This is a genomic window from Nocardia concava NBRC 100430 (genome assembly GCF_000308815.1).
Lineage (GTDB): Bacteria > Actinomycetota > Actinomycetes > Mycobacteriales > Mycobacteriaceae > Nocardia > Nocardia concava.
Window position 1 is genome coordinate 1 of record NZ_BAFX01000055.1, and the last position, 20,625, is coordinate 20,625.

The following is a 20,625-nucleotide window of genomic DNA, read 5'->3' on the forward strand; positions in this document are numbered from 1 at the left end:
CCGCAGCGAATTGCGTGAGACGCCGAGTTCGGCCGCGAGATCGGCCTCCCGGGGCAGCCGGGAACCCGGCTTCAGATCGCCGGAGACGATCATGGCCTTGATCTTCGCGATCGCATCGTCGGTGACCGACAAATCGATTCCCCCGCTTTCCAGGATGTGAACCCATGCCTCCGATGACTGTAGACGCTCATGTTCATATCTGGGACATCACCGGTGGAAAGTTCCATGTCGAATACGGCTGGCTCACAAATACATCGGATGTCTTGTATCGAACGTACACGCTCGACGACCTGGAACCCCAGCTCGCCGAATTCGACGTCGGAGCGCTCGTGCTCGTGCAGGCCGCCGACTCGCTCGCCGAGACTCGCGCCCTGCTCGACGCCGCCGAACGCGCGCCCCGCCCGGCGGCGGTGGTCGGTTGGCTGCCGCTCGAGGACCCGGCGCGTACCGCCGCCGAATTGGAGCGGCGGCATCCGAATCTGGTGGGCGTGCGGCATCTGATCCACAACGACCCCGACCCGAAATGGCTACTGCGCCCCGAGGTTTCGGAGAGCCTGAGCCTGCTCGCGGACGCCGGGCTGGTCTTCGATGCGGTCGCCGAGCGCCCGGACCTGGTGGCGCTGCTGCCGGAGGTCGCGGCCCGGCACCCCTCGCTCACCCTCGTGCTCGACCATCTCGGCAAGCCGCCGATCGCCGAGCAAGGGTGGCAGCCGTGGGCCGACCTGCTGGCCGAGGTCGCGGCCCTGCCGAACGTGGTGGCCAAACTCTCCGGCCTGGCCACGGTCTCCACGCCCGGATTCACCGCCGCCGACTGGCAGCCGTATGTGGACCATGCGCTCTCACTGTTCGGGCCTGAACGTGTGCTCGCGGGCGGAGATTGGCCATTCACGCTCACGGCGGCGTCTTATCGAACCGTGTGGCAAACCACCCTGGACACCCTGACGGCATTGTCGGCGGCCGAGCGCGCCGCCGTGCTCGTTGACACCGCACGCCGGATCTACCAGCTGCCCTGACCGATCGACACCAGAGAATCGAGGACACCCGAATGAAGCTGCAGCGCGTGGGCGATCCGGGCCGGGAACGGCCCATCGTCATCGACGACGACGGTCACGCCTACGACCTGACACCCCTCACCCGCGACATCGACGGCGAATTCCTGGCCGCCGACGGCATCGCCACCGCCGCGAGCGCCCTCGCCGCCGGGCGGCTGCCGCGCCTCGAGATCGACGGGCTGCGGATCGGCGCACCGATCGCGCGGCCGCACGCGGTGTGGTGCATCGGCATGAACTACGCCGCGCACGCCGCCGAATCGGGTTCCGAGCCACCCGAGATCCCCGTGCTCTTCTTCAAGACCCCCAACACCGTCGTCGGCCCGTACGACGAGGTCCTGATCCCGCGCGGCTCCGACCGCACGGACTGGGAGGTCGAACTCGCGGTGGTGATCGGCTCCCGCGCCCGCTACCTCGACTCGCCCGATCAGGCACTGGCCTGCGTGGCCGGGTACACCATCTCCAATGACGTCTCCGAGCGCCGATTCCAGCTCGAGGAGTCCGGCGGCCAATGGTCCAAGGGAAAGTGCTGCGAGACCTTCAACCCCCTCGGCCCCGCGCTGGTCCCCGCCGCCGACCTCGACCCCAAGGACCTGCGCCTGCGCTCCTTCGTCAACGGCGAGCCCCGCCAGGATTCCACCACCGCCGACCTGATCTTCGACGTCGCCTACCTGGTCTGGCACCTGTCCCAGTTCGCGGTCCTCGAACCCGGCGACATCATCAACACCGGCACCCCCGAGGGCGTCGCCCTGTCCGGCCGCTTCCCCTACCTCCGCCCCGGCGACGTCATCGACCTCGAAATCGAGGGCATCGGCCGCATGACCCAGCGAGTCTCCGCGTCCGCCTGATCGCCGAGCGGCACATGCTGGAGGGGATTTGTCCGGAAGCTCCCTGAATCCGCCTCCAGAATGTGCCGCTCGATCAGACGGGGACGGGGTGGGGCGTGAACCTGGAGTAGCGGTCAGGAGGCGGATTGGACACAGTGTTCGGTTTGAGAGGGATGGGCGGCATGTCCGATCGACGTGACATGTAATTTGAAGGGATGGTTCGGCCACCGACTGCTCGTTCCGCTGTGCCCGGTGTTGGACGGCTCGGATTGCTCGAGCCGTCCGCTGCCGACTCTCTGCGAGAGTTGGCCTGGGACAACGTGGACAGTGTCCCGCTGTTGTGGGCGCTGTCGCGGTCGCCCGACGCCGATCTGGCGCTCATGACGCTCATCCGCTTGCGCGAGCAACTCGGGAGCGACTGGGCGGCACTGGATTACGAGCTGCGGCGGAACACCTCGCTGCGCGGGCGGCTGTTCGCGCTGATCGGCTCGTCGAGCGCGTTCGCCGATCACCTGGTGGCCGATCCGCCGGCCTGGCAGCTGCTGAAGCGGCCGACGCTGCCGGGGCGCGAGGAGCTGCTGGCGGATCTGCTGGACTCGGTGAAGGCCGAGGCCGAGGTCGGGGTGAACGCGGGGCCCATGATGTACCGGGCGCAGGTCGCGGGGCCCGAGGCGATCGCCTTGCTGCGCAAGCGGTATCGCGATCAGCTCATGCTGCTGGCCGCCATCGACCTGGCCGCCACCGTCGAGAACGAACCGGTGCTGCCGTATCAGCAGGTGGGACAGCATCTCACCGATCTGGCCGACTGCGCGCTCACCGCCGCGCTGTCGGTGGCCGTGGCGCGGGTGTGCCCGGACCGCGAGGTGCCGGTGCGGCTGGCCGTCATCGCCATGGGCAAATGCGGTGCGCGGGAACTCAATTACGTGTCCGACGTGGACGTCATCTTCGTCGCCGAACCCGCCGACACCACCGCCACCCGGCTGGCCGCCGAGATGATGAGCGTGGGCAGCGCGGCCTTCTTCGAGATCGACGCGGCACTGCGGCCCGAGGGCAAGGCCGGGGCATTGGTACGCACCCTGGATTCGCATATCGCCTACTACAAGCGGTGGGCGCGGACCTGGGAATTCCAAGCGCTGCTCAAGATGCGGCCCGCCACCGGGGATCTGGAGCTGGGCGGGCAGTACCGCGAGGCGCTCATGCCCATGGTGTGGGCGGCCTCCGAACGAACCGACTTCGTGGCCGATGTGCAGGCCATGCGACGGCGCGTGGAGGATCTGGTGCCCGCCGATCTGCGCGAACGCGAGCTGAAACTGGGGCACGGTAGTCTGCGCGACGTCGAATTCGCCGTGCAACTGCTGCAATTGGTGCACGGCAAGGCCGATGAATCGCTGCACGTGCAGGGCACCGTCGAGGCGCTGACCGCGCTGGCCGCGGGCGGGTACGTCGGCCGCGACGACGCCGCCAACCTCACCGCCTCCTACGAATTCCTGCGCCTGCTCGAACACCGTTTGCAGCTGCAGAAACTCAAGCGCACCCACACCCTGCCCGCCGCCGAGGACGAGGAGGGCATGCGCTGGCTGGCCCGCGCCGCGCACATGCGGCCCGACGGGCGGCAGGACGCGGTCGGGGTGCTGACCAGCGAGATCAAGCGCAATGCCATGCGGGTGCGGCGCTTGCACGCCAAGCTGTTCTACCGGCCGCTGCTGGAATCGGTGGCTCGGCTCGACGCCGACAATCTGCGGCTCAGCCCCGAAGCGGCGGTGCGGCAGCTGGCCGCGCTGGGATACGTGGCTCCGGAGAACGCGCTCGGGCATCTGAAGGCGTTGACCGGTGAGGTCGGGCGCAAGGGGCGGATCCAGGCGCTTTTGCTGCCGACGCTGCTCGAATGGCTCGGCGAGACACCGAATCCCGACGCGGGACTGCTCGCCTACCGGCGGGTGTCGGAGGGGCTCGACAACGAGATCTGGTTCCTGCGCGAACTGCGCGACGAAGGGGCCATCGCGCAGCGGCTCATGATCGTGCTGGGTTCCTCGGCGTACCTGCCGGACCTGCTGATCAACGCGCCCGAGACCATCCGCATGTACGCCGACGGGCCGGACGGGCCGCTGCTGCTGGCCACCCAGCCCTCCGACGTCGCGCGCGGAATCCTCTCCGGCGCAGGACGTTACGACGATCCCAAACGCGCCGTCGCCACCGCGCGCTCGCTGCGCCGCCACGAACTGGCGCGCGTGGCCTCCGCCGATGTGCTCGGCATGCTCGATGTGCCGCAGGTGTGCGAGGCGCTGTCCTCGGTGTGGATCGCGACCCTGGAAGCCTCACTGCAGGCCGTGATCCGGGCCAGCGAGGCCGAACTCGGCAGGCCCGCGCCCGCCGACTTCGCCGTCATCGGCATGGGACGGCTCGGCGGCATGGAACTCGGCTACGGCTCCGACGCCGACGTCCTGTTCGTCTGCGACCCGCGCCCCGGCGAGGACGAGACCGTCGCCGTGAAATGGGCCATCAGCATCGCCGAACAGGTCCAGCGCCTGCTCGGCGCACCCAGCACCGACCCGCCACTCCAGGTCGACGCGGGTCTGCGCCCCGAGGGCCGCAACGGCGCACTGGTCCGCACCCTCGCCGCCTACTCCGCCTACTACGAACAGTGGGCACAGCCCTGGGAAGTCCAGGCCCTGCTGCGCGCCCACCAGGTCGCCGGCGACCGCGACCTCGGAATCCGCTTCCTACGCACCGTAGATCCCATCCGCTACCCCGAGGGCGGCATGTCCCCCGAGGGCGTCCGCGAGATCCGCCGCATCAAGGCCCGCGTCGACTCCGAACGCCTCCCGCGCGGCGCCAACCCCGCCACCCACACCAAACTCGGCCGCGGCGGCCTGGCCGACATCGAATGGACCGTCCAGCTGCTGCAACTCCAGCACGCCCACGAGGTACCGGAGCTCCACAACACCTCCACCCTCGAGTCCCTGGACGCCATCGAACGAGCCGAGCTGATCGACACCGCCGACGCCGCCCTCCTCCGCGACGCCTGGCTAACCGCCACCAAGGCCCGCAACGCCCTGGTCCTCGTCCGAGGCAAGCCAGCCGACCAACTCCCCGGCCCCGGCACCCTCCTCTCGGCCATCGCCCGAGTAGCAGGCTGGCCCACCGACGACGGCAGCGAATTCCTCGACCACTACATGCGCGTCACCCGCCGCGCGAAAACCGTGGTAGAGCGAGTCTTCGGCGGCGAGTAGCGCGCCCCGCCATCCCGATCGCCGAACGGCACATGCTGGAGGGGATTTGCCCGGAATCGCCCGATTCCGGCCTCCGGGATGTGCCGCTCGATGAAAGTGGGGGCGCGTCGAGTGGGGCGCGGACGGGGGCTTCGCGAGGGGCTGCGGCGGTTAGGTGAGGTCGTCGTCGGGTGGGGCGAGATCGTTGCTGGCGGCGGGGAATTCGGCGCCGATCGTTTGGGGGACGTGGGGGAGGGGGTTGCCGAGGAGTTCGTCCTCGCGGTTGCGGATCAGGTAGGCGGGGCAGCGGTGGGAGGAGTCAGGGTCGGTGCCCGTGCGGCTGCCGGGGGCATACATGCCGGGGAGCATTCCGGTGCCACCGGGGCTTGGGAGGTCGCGTGGGGTGAGTGATCTTGGCTGGGTGGGGGATTCGGGGTTCGCGGGGCCTGGGAAGCTGTGGCCGGGATCCGGGGCGGTGGGGGTTGGATGCAAGGAGGGTGGGGTGTTCGGGTGGCCGATAGGGCTGAAGGGGCTGCCGGGTGTGGCTGTGGCGGGGGTGGTTTCGATTGCGGTTGGATCCGGGGCGCGATCCCGCTGGCTGACCGAGTTCGGATTGGCCGGCGTCTGATCGGCCGGGTCGTGGCCGTCGGCTCCCGTGCCGGTTCGCGGAATGCTCTGGGTGCCGGGTGAATTGGTCGAAGCGGCTCTGGTGTCAGGGCTCGCCTCGGGCTCGTCGGTGCCGCTGGTGCTGCCGGGGCTGCCCCAAGTTCCCCGGGCAGGTGTGGTGCGAAGGCCCGCTGTGTCGGGTGTGTCGGGACCTGCTCCCGAATCGGATGCGCCGCCGAGGTTCTCGGCCGAGGCATCGCCGCCGGGGGTCATCACCGTGAAGAAGGCGGGGACGCCTGCTCCGGCGGGCGGGTAGATCGGGATGTAGTTGGCGTCCAGAGCTGCCAGGGCGATCTGACGTTGTTCTTCTCGGGCGCTGGCGGAGCCGTGAGTCATGGGTGGCGGAACGGTCTTTCGCACCGCTTCCGCGCCGTAGGCGGTGGCGATCAGGCGATGGCCGGTGCTGTGCGCGATCTCGGCGATGTCGGTGGCGTCCTGGACGAATCGGCGGGCGGCCACAGCGGCGGCGTCGGCGATATGGCCTGACATGCCGTCGGAGAGGGCGGATTGGACAGTGGCGTGGAGGGTGCTCAGTGCGCCGAACATGCTGTCGGCGATGGATACCCACACTTGGGCGGCGGTGTGTATCTCGCCCGGGTTGATGGCTTGGACGCGGTGGTGGATTTGTTCGTGGGAGAGGCGGTCGAAATCCTCCAGGTGCTGAATGTAATCCGGGTCGGTGCCGCGCTCGGCGATGCGGGTTTGCTCGTGCTCGGCACCGGATTGGCTCATACGAGCCCTGCGCCGCAAGACTTCCGGATCCATCGGTGTCCTCCCGTCACCTGGTCACTGAACACTTGGACGCGGCCGAGAGCCAGCTAGTTCCGCGCCGAGTGTCGCCAGTGATTCGGTTGTGGCGGAGGTATGGACTTCCGTTGTCGTCAGCCGAATGCCAGGGTCAACTGACGCGTGGGTATCAGTCGAAATACCAGTGGCGGCCCACGGTCCAGCCGAGGAAGCGGCGGCCGGAGGCGTTCGGGACCATCCCGCCCGGAGCGAAGCGGCCGCCCGCTACGACGTGGGCCAGGCCGTCGATGGCGGGGCCCAGACCCCGGGCGTGCTGTGCCATCGTCCAGTGCTGTGCGATCAGCCAGTCGATCTGGTCGCGTTGCACCGCGAGATCGCAGTAGCTGAGCAGGAAGACGGCCTGACGCCAGGCATAGGCCGCGTTCTTCACCTGGATCAGACGGGTGTGCCAGTCGGCGGGCCGGCTCAGGCAGCGGACGATCCAGGTGAAGGTGCGTCGCACGAGTTCCGTTGCGGTTTCCCGCAATTGGGCGTCGAGATCGAGGGCGTTCACGAGAACGGCCAGGTTGTGGGTGGTCAGGATCTGGCTCTGCTCGAGCAGCGCGCCATTACGGGCGACGTAGTTCTCGCCGGTACCCGCCTCCTCGGCCCGGCGGGCGCAGAGTTCGGTGAAATCGGTGGCCGTGGCCTTGCCCCGACGCTTTCCGGTGCGTGCACCGGCATTCCACTCCGCGACCGAGGGCAGGTCGTAGTAGCGCTGGTACAGGGTTCCGTCCAGCGTGCCGCTCGCGACGATCGCCGCGGCGCGCCACTTTTCGGTGAAGGTACCCATGAAGATGTCGGCCGCCACCTCCTCGACCAACGGCAGGCGCAGGTCGGCTTGCTGTGCGAGCGTGTGGAACTCGCGCACCAGCGGGTTCGGGAGCGCTGTCTGCGGAAATGACTCGATGGCCAGCAGGGCGGTCTGGCGGAGGAGTCGCCGGGCAGCCGGTGCGGTTCCGCTGTCGGCCTGCTTACCGCTTTCTGTGGGGCGCAGCACGTGCAGCGCTGTCACCCAGGGCAATTCGTCGAATCGCACCTGGTGCTGGAGGTTGAGCAGGAGCAGGCTGCGGCGACGCCGAAAGGCCGTGTACAGCTGCTCGTACAGATTCGCGGCCGCGGGATCGGTGATATCGGCGGCCAGCAGGCGGGACGTGAGCTGCGGAAGAACCGTGGCCAGCACCTCGCCGGAGCCGATGACGCCGCGCCGGACCAACTCGTCGGCCGGAGCCTCGAGCGCGCGGATCGCCTTGTCCTGCAAGTGCTGCGGGATCGGTGTTCCGTCGGCGATATCGACCTTGTCACCCGGCTCGACCGGTGTGGTGACCGGATCGAGGGACGGCAAGCCGCCGTCGGCCGGGAAGCGGTCCAGGCGCGCGGCGAGGACAGCCGCGAGATCCCGGTACAGCGGCGCGGAGATCGCCCCGGCCTGCTCGACGCGCGCGGATTCCCGTGCGGCGCTGCCGGGTTCACCATGGCGGCTGACGGTATTCGCAAGGGCGCGCCGGACCCACCCGACCTGCCGGGGCGTGAGACCGGACTTCACGCTCAGCAAGGCATCGTGGAGGCGGGTGAAGTTGCTCTTGGGGTGGGCGTGGCGGCCGCGGAACTCGTGGATGAGGCGGGCGGCGCCGAAATCGCTGAGCCAGCGGGCCCGTTCGTCGGGCCAGTGGGGCGGGCGGAGGGTGTTCGGGTAGCCGCCGGTTACCGCGCCGGTGGCGTCCAGGCGGGGCAGGTCACCGGCGACGGTGGCGCACCACAGGGCGACCAGGCGGTCGTAGAGGGGTGTCCATACGTCGATGGTGGTGTGCATGAGGGACAGTTGTTCGGGTGTGCGGACGGCACGCAGGGCGTCGGTGGTGTCCCCGACCGATGCCACTCGCACCAGCGCACCGGACGGGCGGGCCACCGGATCGAAGGCGGGGGTGAAGCGCAGCCGGGACATGTAGGGCCGTAGTTCGGCGACCAGATCGAGTGCCTGCTCCGGAAAACCCTTGTCCAGCAATAGCGCGACCGCCATCAGCGCGCCGTGTTCGGGGATCTGGATCCGGTAGTGGCCGGTGTGTAGGGCCGAGAGGAGTTCGGACTGCCCGGCGTCGCCGAGGTACCAGAGGTTGAGTCGTTCGCGGGGCGTCTCGCCCGGGACATCGCGCGGTAGTTCGGCCAGCCGTTCGCCCTCGTCCTGGGTCAACGGTGCTTCGGCGAGTCCGCGGCCCGTGGTGAATCCGCCGTGCGTCACTTCGAGGGTCACCCAGGCGGGCAGATCCGCGACGGGCGTGCGGCTGCCGACCGCGACCCGCCCGGTGGTCAGACCATCGATCACCGCGCGCCAGCGTTGCGCCTTCGCCTCCGCCCGCTCGCGATCGGCCCGATTCGTCCCGGCCCGCGCGACGGCGGTCAGCGCGCGGGACAGCTGCCCTGTCGCGTACCGCTGCGGACCGGAAGGAAAAACCTGATCGGACAAGGGAACTCCTGCTGAGGTGACGACAAGACTTGGTCGCGGGATTCGAACTCGCGCCCTCCCGGTCCCAAGCCGGGTGCTCTACCGCTGAGCTAGACCAAGGTGGACATGGAGGCGGGATTCGAACCCGCGCCCTCCCGGTTAAGAGCCGGGTGATCTGACCGCTGATCTACTCCATGGGGTGTCCGGATCGTATCCGGAGCCGAACCGGGTACGCACGGAGTTTTTCGGGCTCAAAGTTTTCGGGCCTGGAGGGTGTAGGTGAGGGGGAGTCGTTCGCGGTGTTCGATTAGACGCCATTCGTGGTCGTCCTCGCACACCATCTGCCCGGGGAGCGCTTCCCACGGCACGCTGTCGTGTTCGACGAGTTGGGTGAGGGTGAGATCGGACTGGAGGAGGGCCTCGACGATCTGGCCGAGGCCGTGGTTCCACTCGTTCGTGGTGGCGTGCTCGATGGCGGAATCGGTTTCCACATAGGTGGATTCGTCGGTGAAGACGATCGGCTCGGCGGTTTCGAAGTACGGGTAGCCGATGGTGAGGGCGTCGGTGCGGGTCTCGTCGATGGACCAGAGGACCGGGTGTCCCTCGCGAATGAAGAGGCGGCCGCCGGGGCGCAGCAGGGCGGCGACGGTGTCGGCCCAGCGGCGGACGTCCGGGAGCCAGCACAGCGCGCCGATGCCGGTGTAGACGAAATCGAAGCGGGCCGGGCCCAGCGCGGAGACGGCGTCGTAGAGGTCGGCCTCGACGAAATCGATTGGGGTGGAACTGGCTTCGGCCAGCTTGCGCGCCTCGGCCAGAGAGGCGGGTGAGAAGTCCAGGCCGGTCATGGTCGCGCCGAGGCGGGCCAGGGAGAGGGTGTCGGTGCCGATGTGGCATTGCAGGTGAACGCCGTCGAGGCCGCGGATGTCGCCGAGCCGCGGGACGTCGAAACGCACCACGTGGCTCAGATAGGACGGGTCGGTCCGGAAGTTGTCCAGGCCGTAGTCGCCCGAACCGGCGTGCAGGGGCGCGCGATCGTCCCAGTTGGCGCGGTTGAGGCGGCGGTAATCGCTCATGATCCTCGACTGTGCCACGGATGCGGCGACCCTCCCAGTTGATTTCCCGGCTGCGTGTCGTGGGCGGCACGCCGTGACCCCGAGATTTCCCGCGCACTGTCGTTGCGAGACCGGGGACTTCACCCGATATCCCGATGGATACTCGGTACAGGTCCCGAGCGTCTGCGGGAGGCGAGATGAGGACGTCGCGGGTGCGGCTGGGGTTGGCCGTCATGCTGCTGCTGGCGGTGGCATTCACCGGTTGTTCCACGGTGAAAGGACCGGGCGCGCAGAATGTTTCGGCGCCGGTGACCACCAATCCATGGGAGCTGGCCGGGCAGACCTCCGCCGCCGGGCCCAGCGGGCCGCGTTCCGGCGTGCCGGACGCGAACCTCACCGCCGAGAACGGCGACGGCGGGGCGATCGACAAGCTGGCCCTCAATGCCATCTCCGATGTCGCCGAGTACTGGAACACGCAGTACGCCAAGACCTTTCCCGGCGCCTTCAAACCGGTGACACGCTTCATCTCCTGGGATTCCACCGCCCCGCGCGCCAAGGCCGTCGACTTCTGCCGCAGCAGCACCTTCCAGGAGGTCAATGCGGCCTACTGTGGCGTCGACCAGACCATCGGCTGGGACCGCGGCACCCTGCTGCCGGAGCTGGTGAAGAAGTTCGGGCAGATGGCGGTCGTCATGGTGCTGGCCCACGAGTACGGGCACTCGGTGCAGGCGCAGGCCAAGCTGAACGGCTTCTTCACCTCCAGCGTGGTGCGCGAACAGCAGGCCGACTGCTTCGCGGGTGTGTTCCTGCGCAATGTGGCGGAAGGGAATTCGCGCCACTTCACGCTCAATACCACCGACGGATTGAACGGGGTGCTGGCCGCGGTCATCTCCTTCCGCGACCGCGAACCCGGCGCCGGGCAGGACGAGCACGGGACCGCGTTCGAACGCGTCACCGCCGTGCAGATCGGCTACACCGACGGCGTCACCGCGTGCAAGGGCATCACCCGCAGTGAACTGCAGAAGCGGCGCGGCACCCTGCCCACCAGTTTCCAACCGGGTGACAAGGAAAAGCAGCTGCCCGTCGACCAACCCGACCTCGCGCTGGTGGCGGCGTCACTGGCCAAGAACTATCCGATCCAGCCCGCACCCACCTACGACTACACCGGCGTCACCCGCACCTGCCCGAAAGTGACCGCCACCCAGCCGGTTTCGTACTGTCCGACCACCAATGTGATCGGCACCGACGTGCCGACCCTGGCCAAGCGCGCCGTCACCGGCGAGAAGGGTGAGCTGTTGTCGGCCATGGTCGGCGGCGACTACAACGCCTTCGTCGTCTTCGTCTCCCGCTACATGCTTGCCGTGCAACAGAATCGAAAGCTCACCCTCACCGGTGCCGACACCGCGGGTCTGCGCGCCGCCTGCCTTTCCGGCGCGTACAGCACCAAACTCAGCCAGCCCGGCAGCGACTTGCGGCTCTCCGCAACCGATCTCGACGCCGCCATCTCCGGCTTGCTGTCGGACGGTCTGGCCGCCGCCGACGTCGACGGCAATATCGTCCCCAGCGGTTTCGTCCGCCTGGAGGCCTTCCGCACCGGCGTCCTCGACGGCGACACCGCTTGTCTGACCACCTACAAATAAGGGCCGCTACGACTTCGGCAGGTGGGCTTCCAGCCAGTTCACCAGGTCGCCGATGACCTTGTCCTGCTCGGGCTCGTTGTAGATCTCGTGGTAGAGGCCGTCGTAGCGGATGACGGTCTTGTCCTGGGAGGCGGCGTGCTTCTCGAGGAGGTCGCTGCCGGTGGGGGAGGCCAGGCCGTCGGAGGTCCCGTGCTGGACCAGCAGGGGAGCGGTGATGCGGTCCATGTGGGACTTGACGTACTCGCCGGCGCGCAGCATTTCACCCGCGGTGCGGGCCGGGACGCCGCCGTGGTGGACCAGCGGGTCCTCGTCGTAGGCGCGAACGACGGCCGGGTCGCGGCTGACCAGCGTCGAATCCAGCTTGATCACGGGCACATTCGGCAGGTACTTCGCGACCACCGGCGCGATCAGGCGCTGCAGGGCATTGCCGCCTTCGATATCGATGGCCGGGCCCGACAGCACGATGCCGGTCACCTCGGGCTGGTCGCGGGCGGCCAGGTACGCGGTGGTGAGACCGCCCATGCTGTGGCCGATGAGGAAGCTCGGCAGGTCCGGGTGGCGGCCGGTGGCGGTGGCCAGCATGGTGCGGACATTGTCCGCGGCGGTATCGAGCGAACCGATATTCGCCCGCGAACCGTCCGACTTGCCGTGGCCGGTGTGGTCGAGCGCGTACACCGCGAACCCGGATTCGGTGAGCCGCTCGGCGACATGCGCGTACCGGCCGGAATGCTCGGCGTACCCGTGCACGATCACCGCCACGGCGCGCGGATCGCCCTCGGGCAGCCAGGCCTGCCAGAACACCCGGCCGCCCGCGCCTTGGAATTCACCGGTCTCCGTGCGGGTCATCGCCGCTCCCTTCGATTCGAGGTCGTCACTCGCGCATCAGCGGAGCCATTCTCGCGCACCGATCCGGTAATGCGCACGATTCCGGCAACCAGCACGATTCCGGCAAGGTTCATGGTTCCGGCAGGGCGCACCGATCAGGCCGGGCGCGCGAGACGGTCGATGAGGAGTCGATTGAAGCGGATCAGGCGGGCGTAGTCGGCGCGGGAGATGCGCTCGTCGGTGCCGTGGATGCGCTCCAGGTCGGCGGCGGTCAGGAGGATCGGGGCGAAATTGCAGCGGGTCGCGGCCAGATCGTCGTAGTAGCGGGAGTCGGTGGCCCCGGGCACGATGCCGACCGTGACGGCGATGCCGGGCACCACCTCGCGGGCGACATCGGCGATCAGGTCGAAGTCCGGACCCGCCGCCGGATTCGGGGAGGGTTCGGAGGTGGTGCCGTCGAGTTCGATGCTGACCTCTCGGTCCCGGACCGCCTTGCGGCAATGATCGAGCACCCCGGCGACCGAATCACCCGGCAGGATACGGAAATTCACGAACGCCTCGGCCCGCTGCGGCAGCACATTGGGTTTCACGCCGCCGCTGATCACCGTCGGCGCGGTGGTGGTGCGCACCATCGCCTCGGTCTGCGGCCGGGCCGCGAGGATGCGCACCGCGACCGGCCCGGCCACCTTCAACAGCCCGAGCATGGTGCGGCGCGGCTCGGCCATGAATTCCCGCACCCGCGTGAGCATGTCGACCGCGACCGGTGTCAGCCGCAGCGGGAACGGGTGATCCTGGATCCGCGCCACCGCCCGCGCCAGCCGCCCCACCGCAGTCTGCTTGCCGGGCATGGAGGAATGCCCGCCGATATCGGTCACGCTGAGCCGGACGGTGGCGAATCCCTTCTCGCCCACCATGATCGTGGCCACCGGGACGTCGATCCCGTCGGCCACTCCCGAGGTGATCACGCCGCCCTCATCGAGGAGCAGCCGCGCGCGAACCCCACTGTCGCGCAGCCGCTGCGCCATCCGTCCCGCGCCTTCGGAACCGAAGACCTCCTCGTCGTGCCCGAACGCGAGATACACCGTCTCCCTGGGCTGTACGCCCTCGGTCAGCGCCTGCTCGACCGCTTCGAGAATCGCCAGCACCCGGCTCTTGTCGTCGATCGCCCCACGGCCCCAGACGAATTCGTCGTCCACGACCCCGTCGAACGGAGGATGCGTCCAGCCCTCGAGATCGTCCACCGGCACGACATCCATGTGTGCCAGCAGGAGTGCCGCGACGGATTCCGTTCCCGCCGTCCGCCCGGCCGCTGTCGCGTCGGGCAGCGGGGCGGAGTCGGCGCCCTCCGCTCCAGCCCAGCGATAGAGCCGACTGTGGCCGAAGGTCTCCCAAGTCAGGGCGCTGTGCACCAGCGGGAACGACTGCTCGAGGTGGGCGAGCAGCCGATCGAACTCCGTGAGGTCTATACGCTCGCGATCCTCGTGCGAGACGGTCCGGCAGCGCAATGCCGCGGCCAGCCGCTCGGCGGTGACATCGTCGACGGTGGGCATGTCGGTCGGCGCGGTGCTGGTCATCGGCCTAACCGCCGGACCTGGGAGGGAAGTTCACGGTCACAGTGGCATTGTTCACCACATCGGGGGACAGGGAGACGGTCTTCTCGTTTCGCCACTTCGGGATCGCCTCGCTCGCCTCGCCGGGCAGGTCGGGGGTGCGGACCGCCGTGAGCAGCGGCAGATGCAGCCGGGCCGAGGTCACCGTGACCGGCGCGTTGGCGGGCACGTGCGCCCAGACATCGTCGACCACATCGACGATGCGGATACCGACGCGGTGACCGGCGGTAAGAGGCCAGTCCTGGCCGAGCAGCCGGACCTGAGCGGTCGGAGTCACCGGGGCGATGCCACGGGTGATCACCGTGGCGCGATTGTCCGGCGCGATGTCGTAGACCTCGACGGCGACGCTGGCCGCGGCCGGACCGTCCAACGCGAGCGTGGCGGTGGCCGTGCCGGAGATGTGCTGATCCCGGTCCAGCGGCTCGGAAACGGTCCAGATCTCACGATCCGCGCCCGGGATCAGACCGCGATCGTTGTAGCGTCCGGTCCGCAGATCGATATCGAGTGCCCGGCTGTCGGCGGGCGGCCACGCGGTCTCCGAACGCCAGCGGCCGTCGAACTGCTGCACGGTCACGCGCGGCCCGGTGGCGACATCCTTGCCCGCGACATTCTTGTCGAAGAACGCCAGCAGCTCCGAGGGGAATTGCGGCGCACCGCATTTCTCGGTGCAGTCCCGATGCCCCCACTGCCCGAACCAGGCCTTGTGATTGCCGGGGCCGAGCACATTCCACGCCTCGAAGACGCGATCCGCACGCGTGTTGTAGTCGACGAAACCCTGACCCAGGAACAGCGGAATCGTATTGCCGCGCAACGACTCCGCCAGATCCCGCTCGCGCCACCACGCGGAATTCGGGTCGTGGTTGGTGGTCTCGGCGAGGTAGTGCGCGTAGCAGGCCGGATCGATATCGGCGGCGTTGGCCTTGTACTCGGCCGAATCGGTCGGGTACGGGGGCGTGGTCGCGACGAGCAGATGCTCGAATCCCGCGAAATCGCCCGGCCGGACCCCGGTTTCGGTGATCGGCTTGAGTGAGAACCGCCAGGCGATGCCCTGCATGTAGAGGTAGGAGTTGGCGTCGACCACCGGCTCGAACGCCGCCACCGCCGCCAGCCCGGCAGGCTTCTCCGTCAACCCCATGATCCCGGTCCAGGCCTCGTAGGAGACACCGGTCATCCCGACCTTGCCGGTCGACCACGGCTGTCCCGCGGCCCATTCCACCGCGGTCTTCACATCCGACCGCTCACCCGGCCCGCCGTAGTCGGGGCAGCCGTTGGAACCGCCGAAACCTCGCAGATCCACGATCACATAGGTGTACCCGGCCTGCAGGAACATCGACACCGGCAGATCGCCGGTGGACGGACCACCCTGCGGCCGCGGCTCGGTCAACCGCATGAGATGCGCCCGATACGGACTCACGGTCATGATCACCGGAGTCCGCACGTCATCCGCGATCCCGGTCGGCCGCAGCACATCCGCGTGCAACCGCGTCCCATCCACCGAGGTGATGTACTCCTCGCGCCACTGATACCCGGCATCGGCCGACGCCCGCCCCGGCACCGCCACCACCCCTACCACCAGCAGCACGCCGACCACCGCGCGCCACAACACCATTCGCATGCTCACCATTTGACCTTGCTGGTTCCCCCCGCTCCGAACCAGCCCCAGGAACCAGGGTGTAACGGGCCGCCGACTGCCCCGGCATCGGTCCCACCCTTCATCCCGGCATTGGTCCCACCCTTCATCCCGGCATTGGTCCCACCCGTCATCCCGGCATGCTTTTGGCCGGGATCCACCTCGGTGTGGTGGATTCCGGCCAAAAGCGCGCCGGAATGACGAGGGAACCTTCCGCGAGGCGCTTAGACGGGGCGGAGGTTGATGAGTTTGCGGAGGCGGGCGCGGTCGCGTTCGAGGCGGCGGGCCTCGTAGGCGATGGGGAAGTAGCGGACGCGTTCGGGGATGAGGGGCATGGTGCGGCCGATCAGGCGGCCCAGGATGCGCAGGGCGCGTTCGTCGTTCGCGGTCCACTCCAGGCCGAGTCTGTCGCGCACGATTTCCGGGGTGGTGCCGACGGTGAAGAAGTATTGGAGGCGGCCGACGGGGGTGGTGACCGCACGCCAGGCCGGGTGCAGCGGGCGGGGGATCTGCTTGGGCGGGGCGATCTTTCGGATGACCTTCAGGTAGTCGTAGGCGACATCGGTGACCTCGAGGTGGTTCTCCACCTGATCCCAGAACCACGGCTCCCATTCGGCGTAGGTCGCCGGAATCTCCTTGGGCGCCACCGAGAAATTGCGCATGAGCTGCACGGTTTCCTGGTAGTACGCCTCTTTGTCGGCGTCGGTCAGCTTCTGGCTCGAGAAGTACTTGTTGCCCTCGGTGAAGGCGAAGACGCCGGTGTGCAGCACCCAGGCCCACGGACCGGAGGCGAGCGCGCGGTGCTTGTGGCCCTGCGCATCGGTGGTGTTGAGGGTGGCGTGCATCTTTCGAAGCCGGTCCGCCTCGGCGAGGGCCTCGTCGCCGCCGTAGACCCACATCATCACCGAGGCGATGCTGCGCACCGCGCGGCCCATCGGGTCGGTGCGGAAGGTCGAGTGCTCGTCGACCACGGCGGCGATGGTCGGTTCCATGGTCTGCAGCAGGAACGCCGACCCGGCGGTCAGCGAGAAGGTCAGCAGTCCGACGTCATCCCACATTCGACTGCCAGGTTCGAACGGCTTGCGCTCGGGGCGCGTGCCTCTGTTTTCCTGATCCAACGCGACGGCGGCAGTCATGGTGATCTCCTTTGATCACTCCCGTCGCAGCGCCACACTCCGACAGGATGAGAGAGTTACTACCGAATCTTCTCATCATGTCGCCTGTGTGGCAACCGTCACCTAGCCCGAAACGCGAAAAACCGGATGGCGTGGACCGGCCGGGTAACCCGGTCCACGCCATCCGGCGTTTCTACCCGCCGCCGGGTGAGTTCGGCTTCCGGGCGCGCGACTGGCATGGGATGCCGCGTGCCCGGGTGGCGGGATTGCGTCGCCCGACCTGGATCAAAAATCGGGCAACGGTCTGGGGTCGTGACTAGGTCACGATGCGCAGCGGATGCTCGATGAGCTCCTTGAGCTGCTGCAGGAAACGGGCCGCGACGGCGCCGTCGATGGAGCGGTGATCTGCCGACAGGGTGACGCGAAGGATCTTGCGCGACACCACCTTCTCGCCGTCCAGCTTCAGCTCGTCCTGGGCCGCGCCGACCGCGAGGATCGCGGACTCCGGCGGGTTGATGACGGCGGTGAACTGCTCGATGCCGAACATGCCCAGGTTGGAGATGGTGAAGGTGCCGCCGGACATGTCCTCGCCCTTAAGCTTCCGGTCGCGGGCGCGGCCGGCCTTCTCCTTGCCCTCGGCGGCGATCGCGGAGACGCTCTTGCGATCGGCGTCGTGGATGACGGGGACGAACAGGCCCGCGTCGGTGGCCACGGCGATGCCGATATTGATGGACTTGTGGCGCAGCAGCTTGTCGCCCGCGAAGGAGACATTGACCGCCGGGTCCAGGCGCAGCGCGGTGGCGACGGCCTTGACCAGCAGATCGTTCACGCTGACCTTGCCGGAACCGGTCTCTTCCAGGGTCTTGTTGATCTGCGCGCGGAAGGCGAGCAGTTCGGTCACATCGATCGCACTGGTGAGGTAGATGTGCGGGGCCTGCTGCTTGGACTCGGTTAGGCGGGTGGCCGAGACGCGCTGGATATTGGTCAGCGGGATCTCGTCGTAGTCGCCGGCGGGGACCGCGACCTGGGCGGCCGGGGCCGGAGCCGGAGCGGCCGGGGCGGCAGCGGCCGGAGCCGCTGTGCTGCCAGCGGTTTCGACATCCTGCTTGGTGACGCGGCCGCCGGGGCCGGTGCCGGTCACGGCGTTGATGTCGACGCCGAGCTCCTTGGCGACCTTGCGGGCCAGGGGCGACGACTTCTTACGGTCACCGGAATCGGCAGGCGCGCTGCCATTTCCGGCGGCCGGAGCCGAATTGCCCTGTGCGCCATTGGTCGCGGCGGGCTGGGCGGCGGGGGCGGCAGCGGCCGGAGCAGCGGCGGCCCGAGCGGCAGCGGCCGGAGCGGCAGCCGGGGCAGGTGCGGCGGCCGGAGCCGAAGCCCCACTGCCATCACCCAGGAACGCGATCGGCTCACCGATGGCGACGGTCGTCCCCGGCTCGGCGATGATCCGCTCGAGCACGCCGTCCTCGTACGCCTCGAGCTCCATGAGCGCCTTGTCGGTCTCGATCTCGGCGAGGATCTCGCCGGCCTTGACCTGATCGCCGACCTGCTTGAGCCAGGCCGAGACGATGCCCTCCTCCATGGTGTCGGAGAGCCGGGGCATGGTTACTTCAGACATGATTCCTTCCGGTTCTCAGCGTCGCTTGCCCACGGCGGCAAGGGTTTCGATGGCGGCGCGGTACAGGGTGTCCGGCGACGGGAGCGCCAGCTTCTCCAGGGGCTTGGCGTAGGGCAGCGGCACCTCGGCCATGGCCACGCGGCGCACGGGGGCATCGAGGTAGTCGAACGCGCCGTCGGAGATGGACGCGGCCACCTCCGCGCCGATGCCGTAGGTCAGCCAGTCGTCCTCGCCGATCACGACGGCGCCGGTCTTCTTGGCCGAGGCGACAATGGTGTCGCGATCCAGCGGCCGCAGGCTGCGCAGGTCCACGACCTCGGCCGAGATGCCCTCGGCGGCAAGCTTTTCGGCGACCTGGGTGCACACGGTGGCCATGCGCGAGTAGCCGATCAGCGTGATGTCGGTGCCCTCGCGGGTGACCGCGGCCTTGCCCAGCTCGGCGGGCGGAAGGTCGTCCGGCACTTCGCCCTTGGTGTTGTAGAGCGAGAGGTTCTCGAGGAACAGCACCGGGTCGTCGTCCTCGATGGCGGCCTTGAGCAGCGCCCGCGCGTCGGCGGGGGTGCTGGGCGCGACCACCTTCAGGCCGGGCACGAACGCGTAGTACAGCTCGATGTTCTGCGAGTGCGTCGCGCCGAGCTGCTGGCCGCCGCCACCGGGGGTGCGGATGACCATCGGCACGGAGGTCTGGCCGCCGAACATTCCGTAGATCTTGGCGGCGTGGTTGACGATCTGGTCCAGCGCCAGCAGCGAGAAGTTGATCGTCATGAGCTCGACGACCGGGCGCAGGCCCAGCATGGCGGCGCCGATGGCCGCGCCCACGAAACCCTCTTCGGCGATCGGGGTGTCGCGCACCCGCTTCTCGCCGAATTCCTTCAGCAGGCCGGCGGTGATCTTGTAGGAGCCCTCGAAAACGCCGATCTCTTCTCCGATGAGGAAGACATCGTCGTCGCGCTGCATCTCCTCGCGGAGGGTCTCGCGCAGCGCTTCACGGTAGGTCATGACAGCCACGGTGATGTCCTTATGCGGTGAAGAGCGGATCGCCGGGCAGGCGATGGGAATCGCCCGCGACCGGGGTCGCGTAGTTGTAATCGAACAGGGTGGCCGGGTCCGGGTGCGGGGACGCGTCGGCGAAATCGACGGCCGCGCGGACGCGGTCCTTCACGTCGGCCTCGATGGCGGCCGCGGACTCCTCGCTCAGCACACCGGCTTCGAGAAGACGGTTGTGCCACAGCACGATCGGGTCGTGCTCGACCGCGACGGAGACGGCGTCCTCGGTGCGGTACTTGGCCGGGTCGACGACCGAGTGGCCCTTGAGCCGGTAGGAGACGGCCTCGAGCAGCGCGGGCTTGCCCTCGCGGCGGGCGGTCTCGATCAGGTCGCTCGCCACCTCGCGCACGGCCAGCACATCGGTGCCGTCCACGCGCTCACCGCGCATGCGGTAGGCGGAGGCGCGCTTCCACAGATCCGGTTCGGCGGACGACTTCTCGACGGTGGTGCCCATGCCGGTCTGGTTGTTGATCACCAGGAACACGACGGGCAGATTCCACAGCGCCGCGATGTTCAGCGATTCGTGGAAGGCGCCGATGTTGGTGGTGCCCTCACCCATCTGGCACACCACGACGTCGTCGCCGCCGCGGTAGTCGATGGCCAGCGCCGCGCCGATGGCCAGCGGAACCTGGCCGCCGACAATGGCGTAACCGCCGAGCAGGCGGGTCTGGGTGTCGTACATGTGCATCGACCCGCCCCAGCCCTTGGAGGTGCCGGTGGAGCGGCCGTACAGCTCGGCCATGACGCGGCCGGGCTCGATGCCCTTGGCCAGCGCGTAACCGTGCTCGCGGTAGTTGGTGAACAGGTAGTCGGTGGGGCGCATGGCCTTGCCGACACCGACGACGGTGGCTTCCTCACCCAGGTTCAGGTGGCAGTAGCCGCCGATCTTGGCCTGCTGGTAGGCCTGCGCGGTGCGCTCCTCGAAGCGGCGGATGAACAGCATGTCGGTGTAGAGACCGAGCAGGTCGTTGGCGTCCGCGCCGCCGAAATCCGGTCCGCCGAGCAGGTTTTCGACGTCAGCGGTGTTTTCTACGGACGCAGCTACGTCCGCGGCCTTGCTGGCCTTGCGCGCCGACTTGCGCGGCGCGGCGGTGGTCGTGGTCACGAT

At 68.5% G+C, this 20,625-nt stretch carries 15 protein-coding genes and 2 tRNA genes; 4 read left to right on the forward strand and 13 right to left on the reverse strand.

The features are described from left to right. On the reverse strand, window positions 1–132 hold a 132-nt coding region (locus ON43_RS11225; RefSeq protein WP_040806595.1), incomplete at its 3' end, for a FadR/GntR family transcriptional regulator. A gap of 41 nt (window positions 133–173) precedes the next feature. On the opposite strand from ON43_RS11225, the gene ON43_RS11230 reads away from it, so the two are divergent. From ON43_RS11230 to ON43_RS11240, 3 genes are all read left to right on the forward strand, one after another. Continuing rightward, window positions 174–1,013, forward strand: coding sequence for an amidohydrolase family protein (locus tag ON43_RS11230; protein WP_040806646.1), 840 nt, complete (start codon window positions 174–176; stop codon window positions 1,011–1,013). 32 nt (window positions 1,014–1,045) lie between these two features. Beyond that, window positions 1,046–1,897, forward strand: coding sequence for a fumarylacetoacetate hydrolase family protein (locus tag ON43_RS11235; protein WP_040806598.1), 852 nt, complete (start codon window positions 1,046–1,048; stop codon window positions 1,895–1,897). A 194-nt stretch (window positions 1,898–2,091) separates the two neighbouring features. Beyond that, complete coding sequence (locus ON43_RS11240) at window positions 2,092–5,106, forward strand: bifunctional [glutamine synthetase] adenylyltransferase/[glutamine synthetase]-adenylyl-L-tyrosine phosphorylase (protein ID WP_040806601.1); 3,015 nt, start codon at window positions 2,092–2,094, stop codon at window positions 5,104–5,106. Between the two features lie 150 nt (window positions 5,107–5,256). On the opposite strand, the gene ON43_RS11245 is transcribed toward ON43_RS11240, so the two are convergent. From ON43_RS11245 to ON43_RS11265, 5 genes are all read right to left on the reverse strand, one after another. After that, entirely contained in the window at window positions 5,257–6,516 is a 1,260-nt protein-coding gene (locus ON43_RS11245) for a hypothetical protein (RefSeq protein WP_157514000.1), read from the reverse strand. A gap of 151 nt (window positions 6,517–6,667) precedes the next feature. Next, window positions 6,668–9,001, reverse strand: coding sequence for a hypothetical protein (locus tag ON43_RS11250; RefSeq protein ID WP_040806606.1), 2,334 nt, complete (start codon window positions 8,999–9,001; stop codon window positions 6,668–6,670). A gap of 27 nt (window positions 9,002–9,028) precedes the next feature. Next, window positions 9,029–9,100 (reverse strand) — tRNA-Pro (locus ON43_RS11255). A 1-nt stretch (window position 9,101) separates the two neighbouring features. Then, window positions 9,102–9,177 (reverse strand) — tRNA-Lys (locus ON43_RS11260). A gap of 54 nt (window positions 9,178–9,231) precedes the next feature. After that, entirely contained in the window at window positions 9,232–10,056 is an 825-nt protein-coding gene (locus ON43_RS11265; protein WP_218003238.1) for a class I SAM-dependent methyltransferase, read from the reverse strand. A 173-nt stretch (window positions 10,057–10,229) separates the two neighbouring features. Between ON43_RS11265 and ON43_RS11270 the strand changes: the two genes are divergently transcribed. Continuing rightward, window positions 10,230–11,672 carry a neutral zinc metallopeptidase gene (locus ON43_RS11270; protein WP_040806609.1) on the forward strand — a complete coding sequence of 481 codons (1,443 nt, stop codon included), beginning with the start codon at window positions 10,230–10,232 and terminating at the stop codon, window positions 11,670–11,672. Between the two features lie 6 nt (window positions 11,673–11,678). On the opposite strand, the gene ON43_RS11275 is transcribed toward ON43_RS11270, so the two are convergent. The 7 genes from ON43_RS11275 to pdhA form a co-directional block, all read right to left on the reverse strand. After that, window positions 11,679–12,518, reverse strand: a complete 840-nt coding sequence (locus ON43_RS11275; RefSeq protein ID WP_040806610.1) for an alpha/beta hydrolase — start codon at window positions 12,516–12,518, stop codon at window positions 11,679–11,681. 134 nt (window positions 12,519–12,652) lie between these two features. Then, window positions 12,653–14,071 (reverse strand): M20/M25/M40 family metallo-hydrolase, encoded by a 1,419-nt coding sequence (locus ON43_RS11280; protein WP_040806612.1) that lies wholly within the window; start codon window positions 14,069–14,071, stop codon window positions 12,653–12,655. A 4-nt stretch (window positions 14,072–14,075) separates the two neighbouring features. After that, window positions 14,076–15,731, reverse strand: coding sequence for a CocE/NonD family hydrolase (locus ON43_RS11285; RefSeq protein ID WP_040806614.1), 1,656 nt, complete (start codon window positions 15,729–15,731; stop codon window positions 14,076–14,078). Between the two features lie 230 nt (window positions 15,732–15,961). After that, window positions 15,962–16,873 (reverse strand): oxygenase MpaB family protein, encoded by a 912-nt coding sequence (locus ON43_RS11290; RefSeq protein WP_040806616.1) that lies wholly within the window; start codon window positions 16,871–16,873, stop codon window positions 15,962–15,964. Between the two features lie 295 nt (window positions 16,874–17,168). After that, entirely contained in the window at window positions 17,169–18,470 is a 1,302-nt protein-coding gene (locus ON43_RS11295) for a dihydrolipoamide acetyltransferase family protein (RefSeq protein ID WP_040806619.1), read from the reverse strand. A gap of 15 nt (window positions 18,471–18,485) precedes the next feature. Then, window positions 18,486–19,469 (reverse strand): alpha-ketoacid dehydrogenase subunit beta, encoded by a 984-nt coding sequence (locus ON43_RS11300; protein WP_218003236.1) that lies wholly within the window; start codon window positions 19,467–19,469, stop codon window positions 18,486–18,488. Window positions 19,470–19,488: 19 nt separating this feature from the next. Further along, window positions 19,489–20,622 (reverse strand): pyruvate dehydrogenase (acetyl-transferring) E1 component subunit alpha, encoded by a 1,134-nt coding sequence (gene pdhA / locus ON43_RS11305; protein ID WP_040806624.1) that lies wholly within the window; start codon window positions 20,620–20,622, stop codon window positions 19,489–19,491. Between the last annotated feature and the right edge of the window lie 3 nt (window positions 20,623–20,625).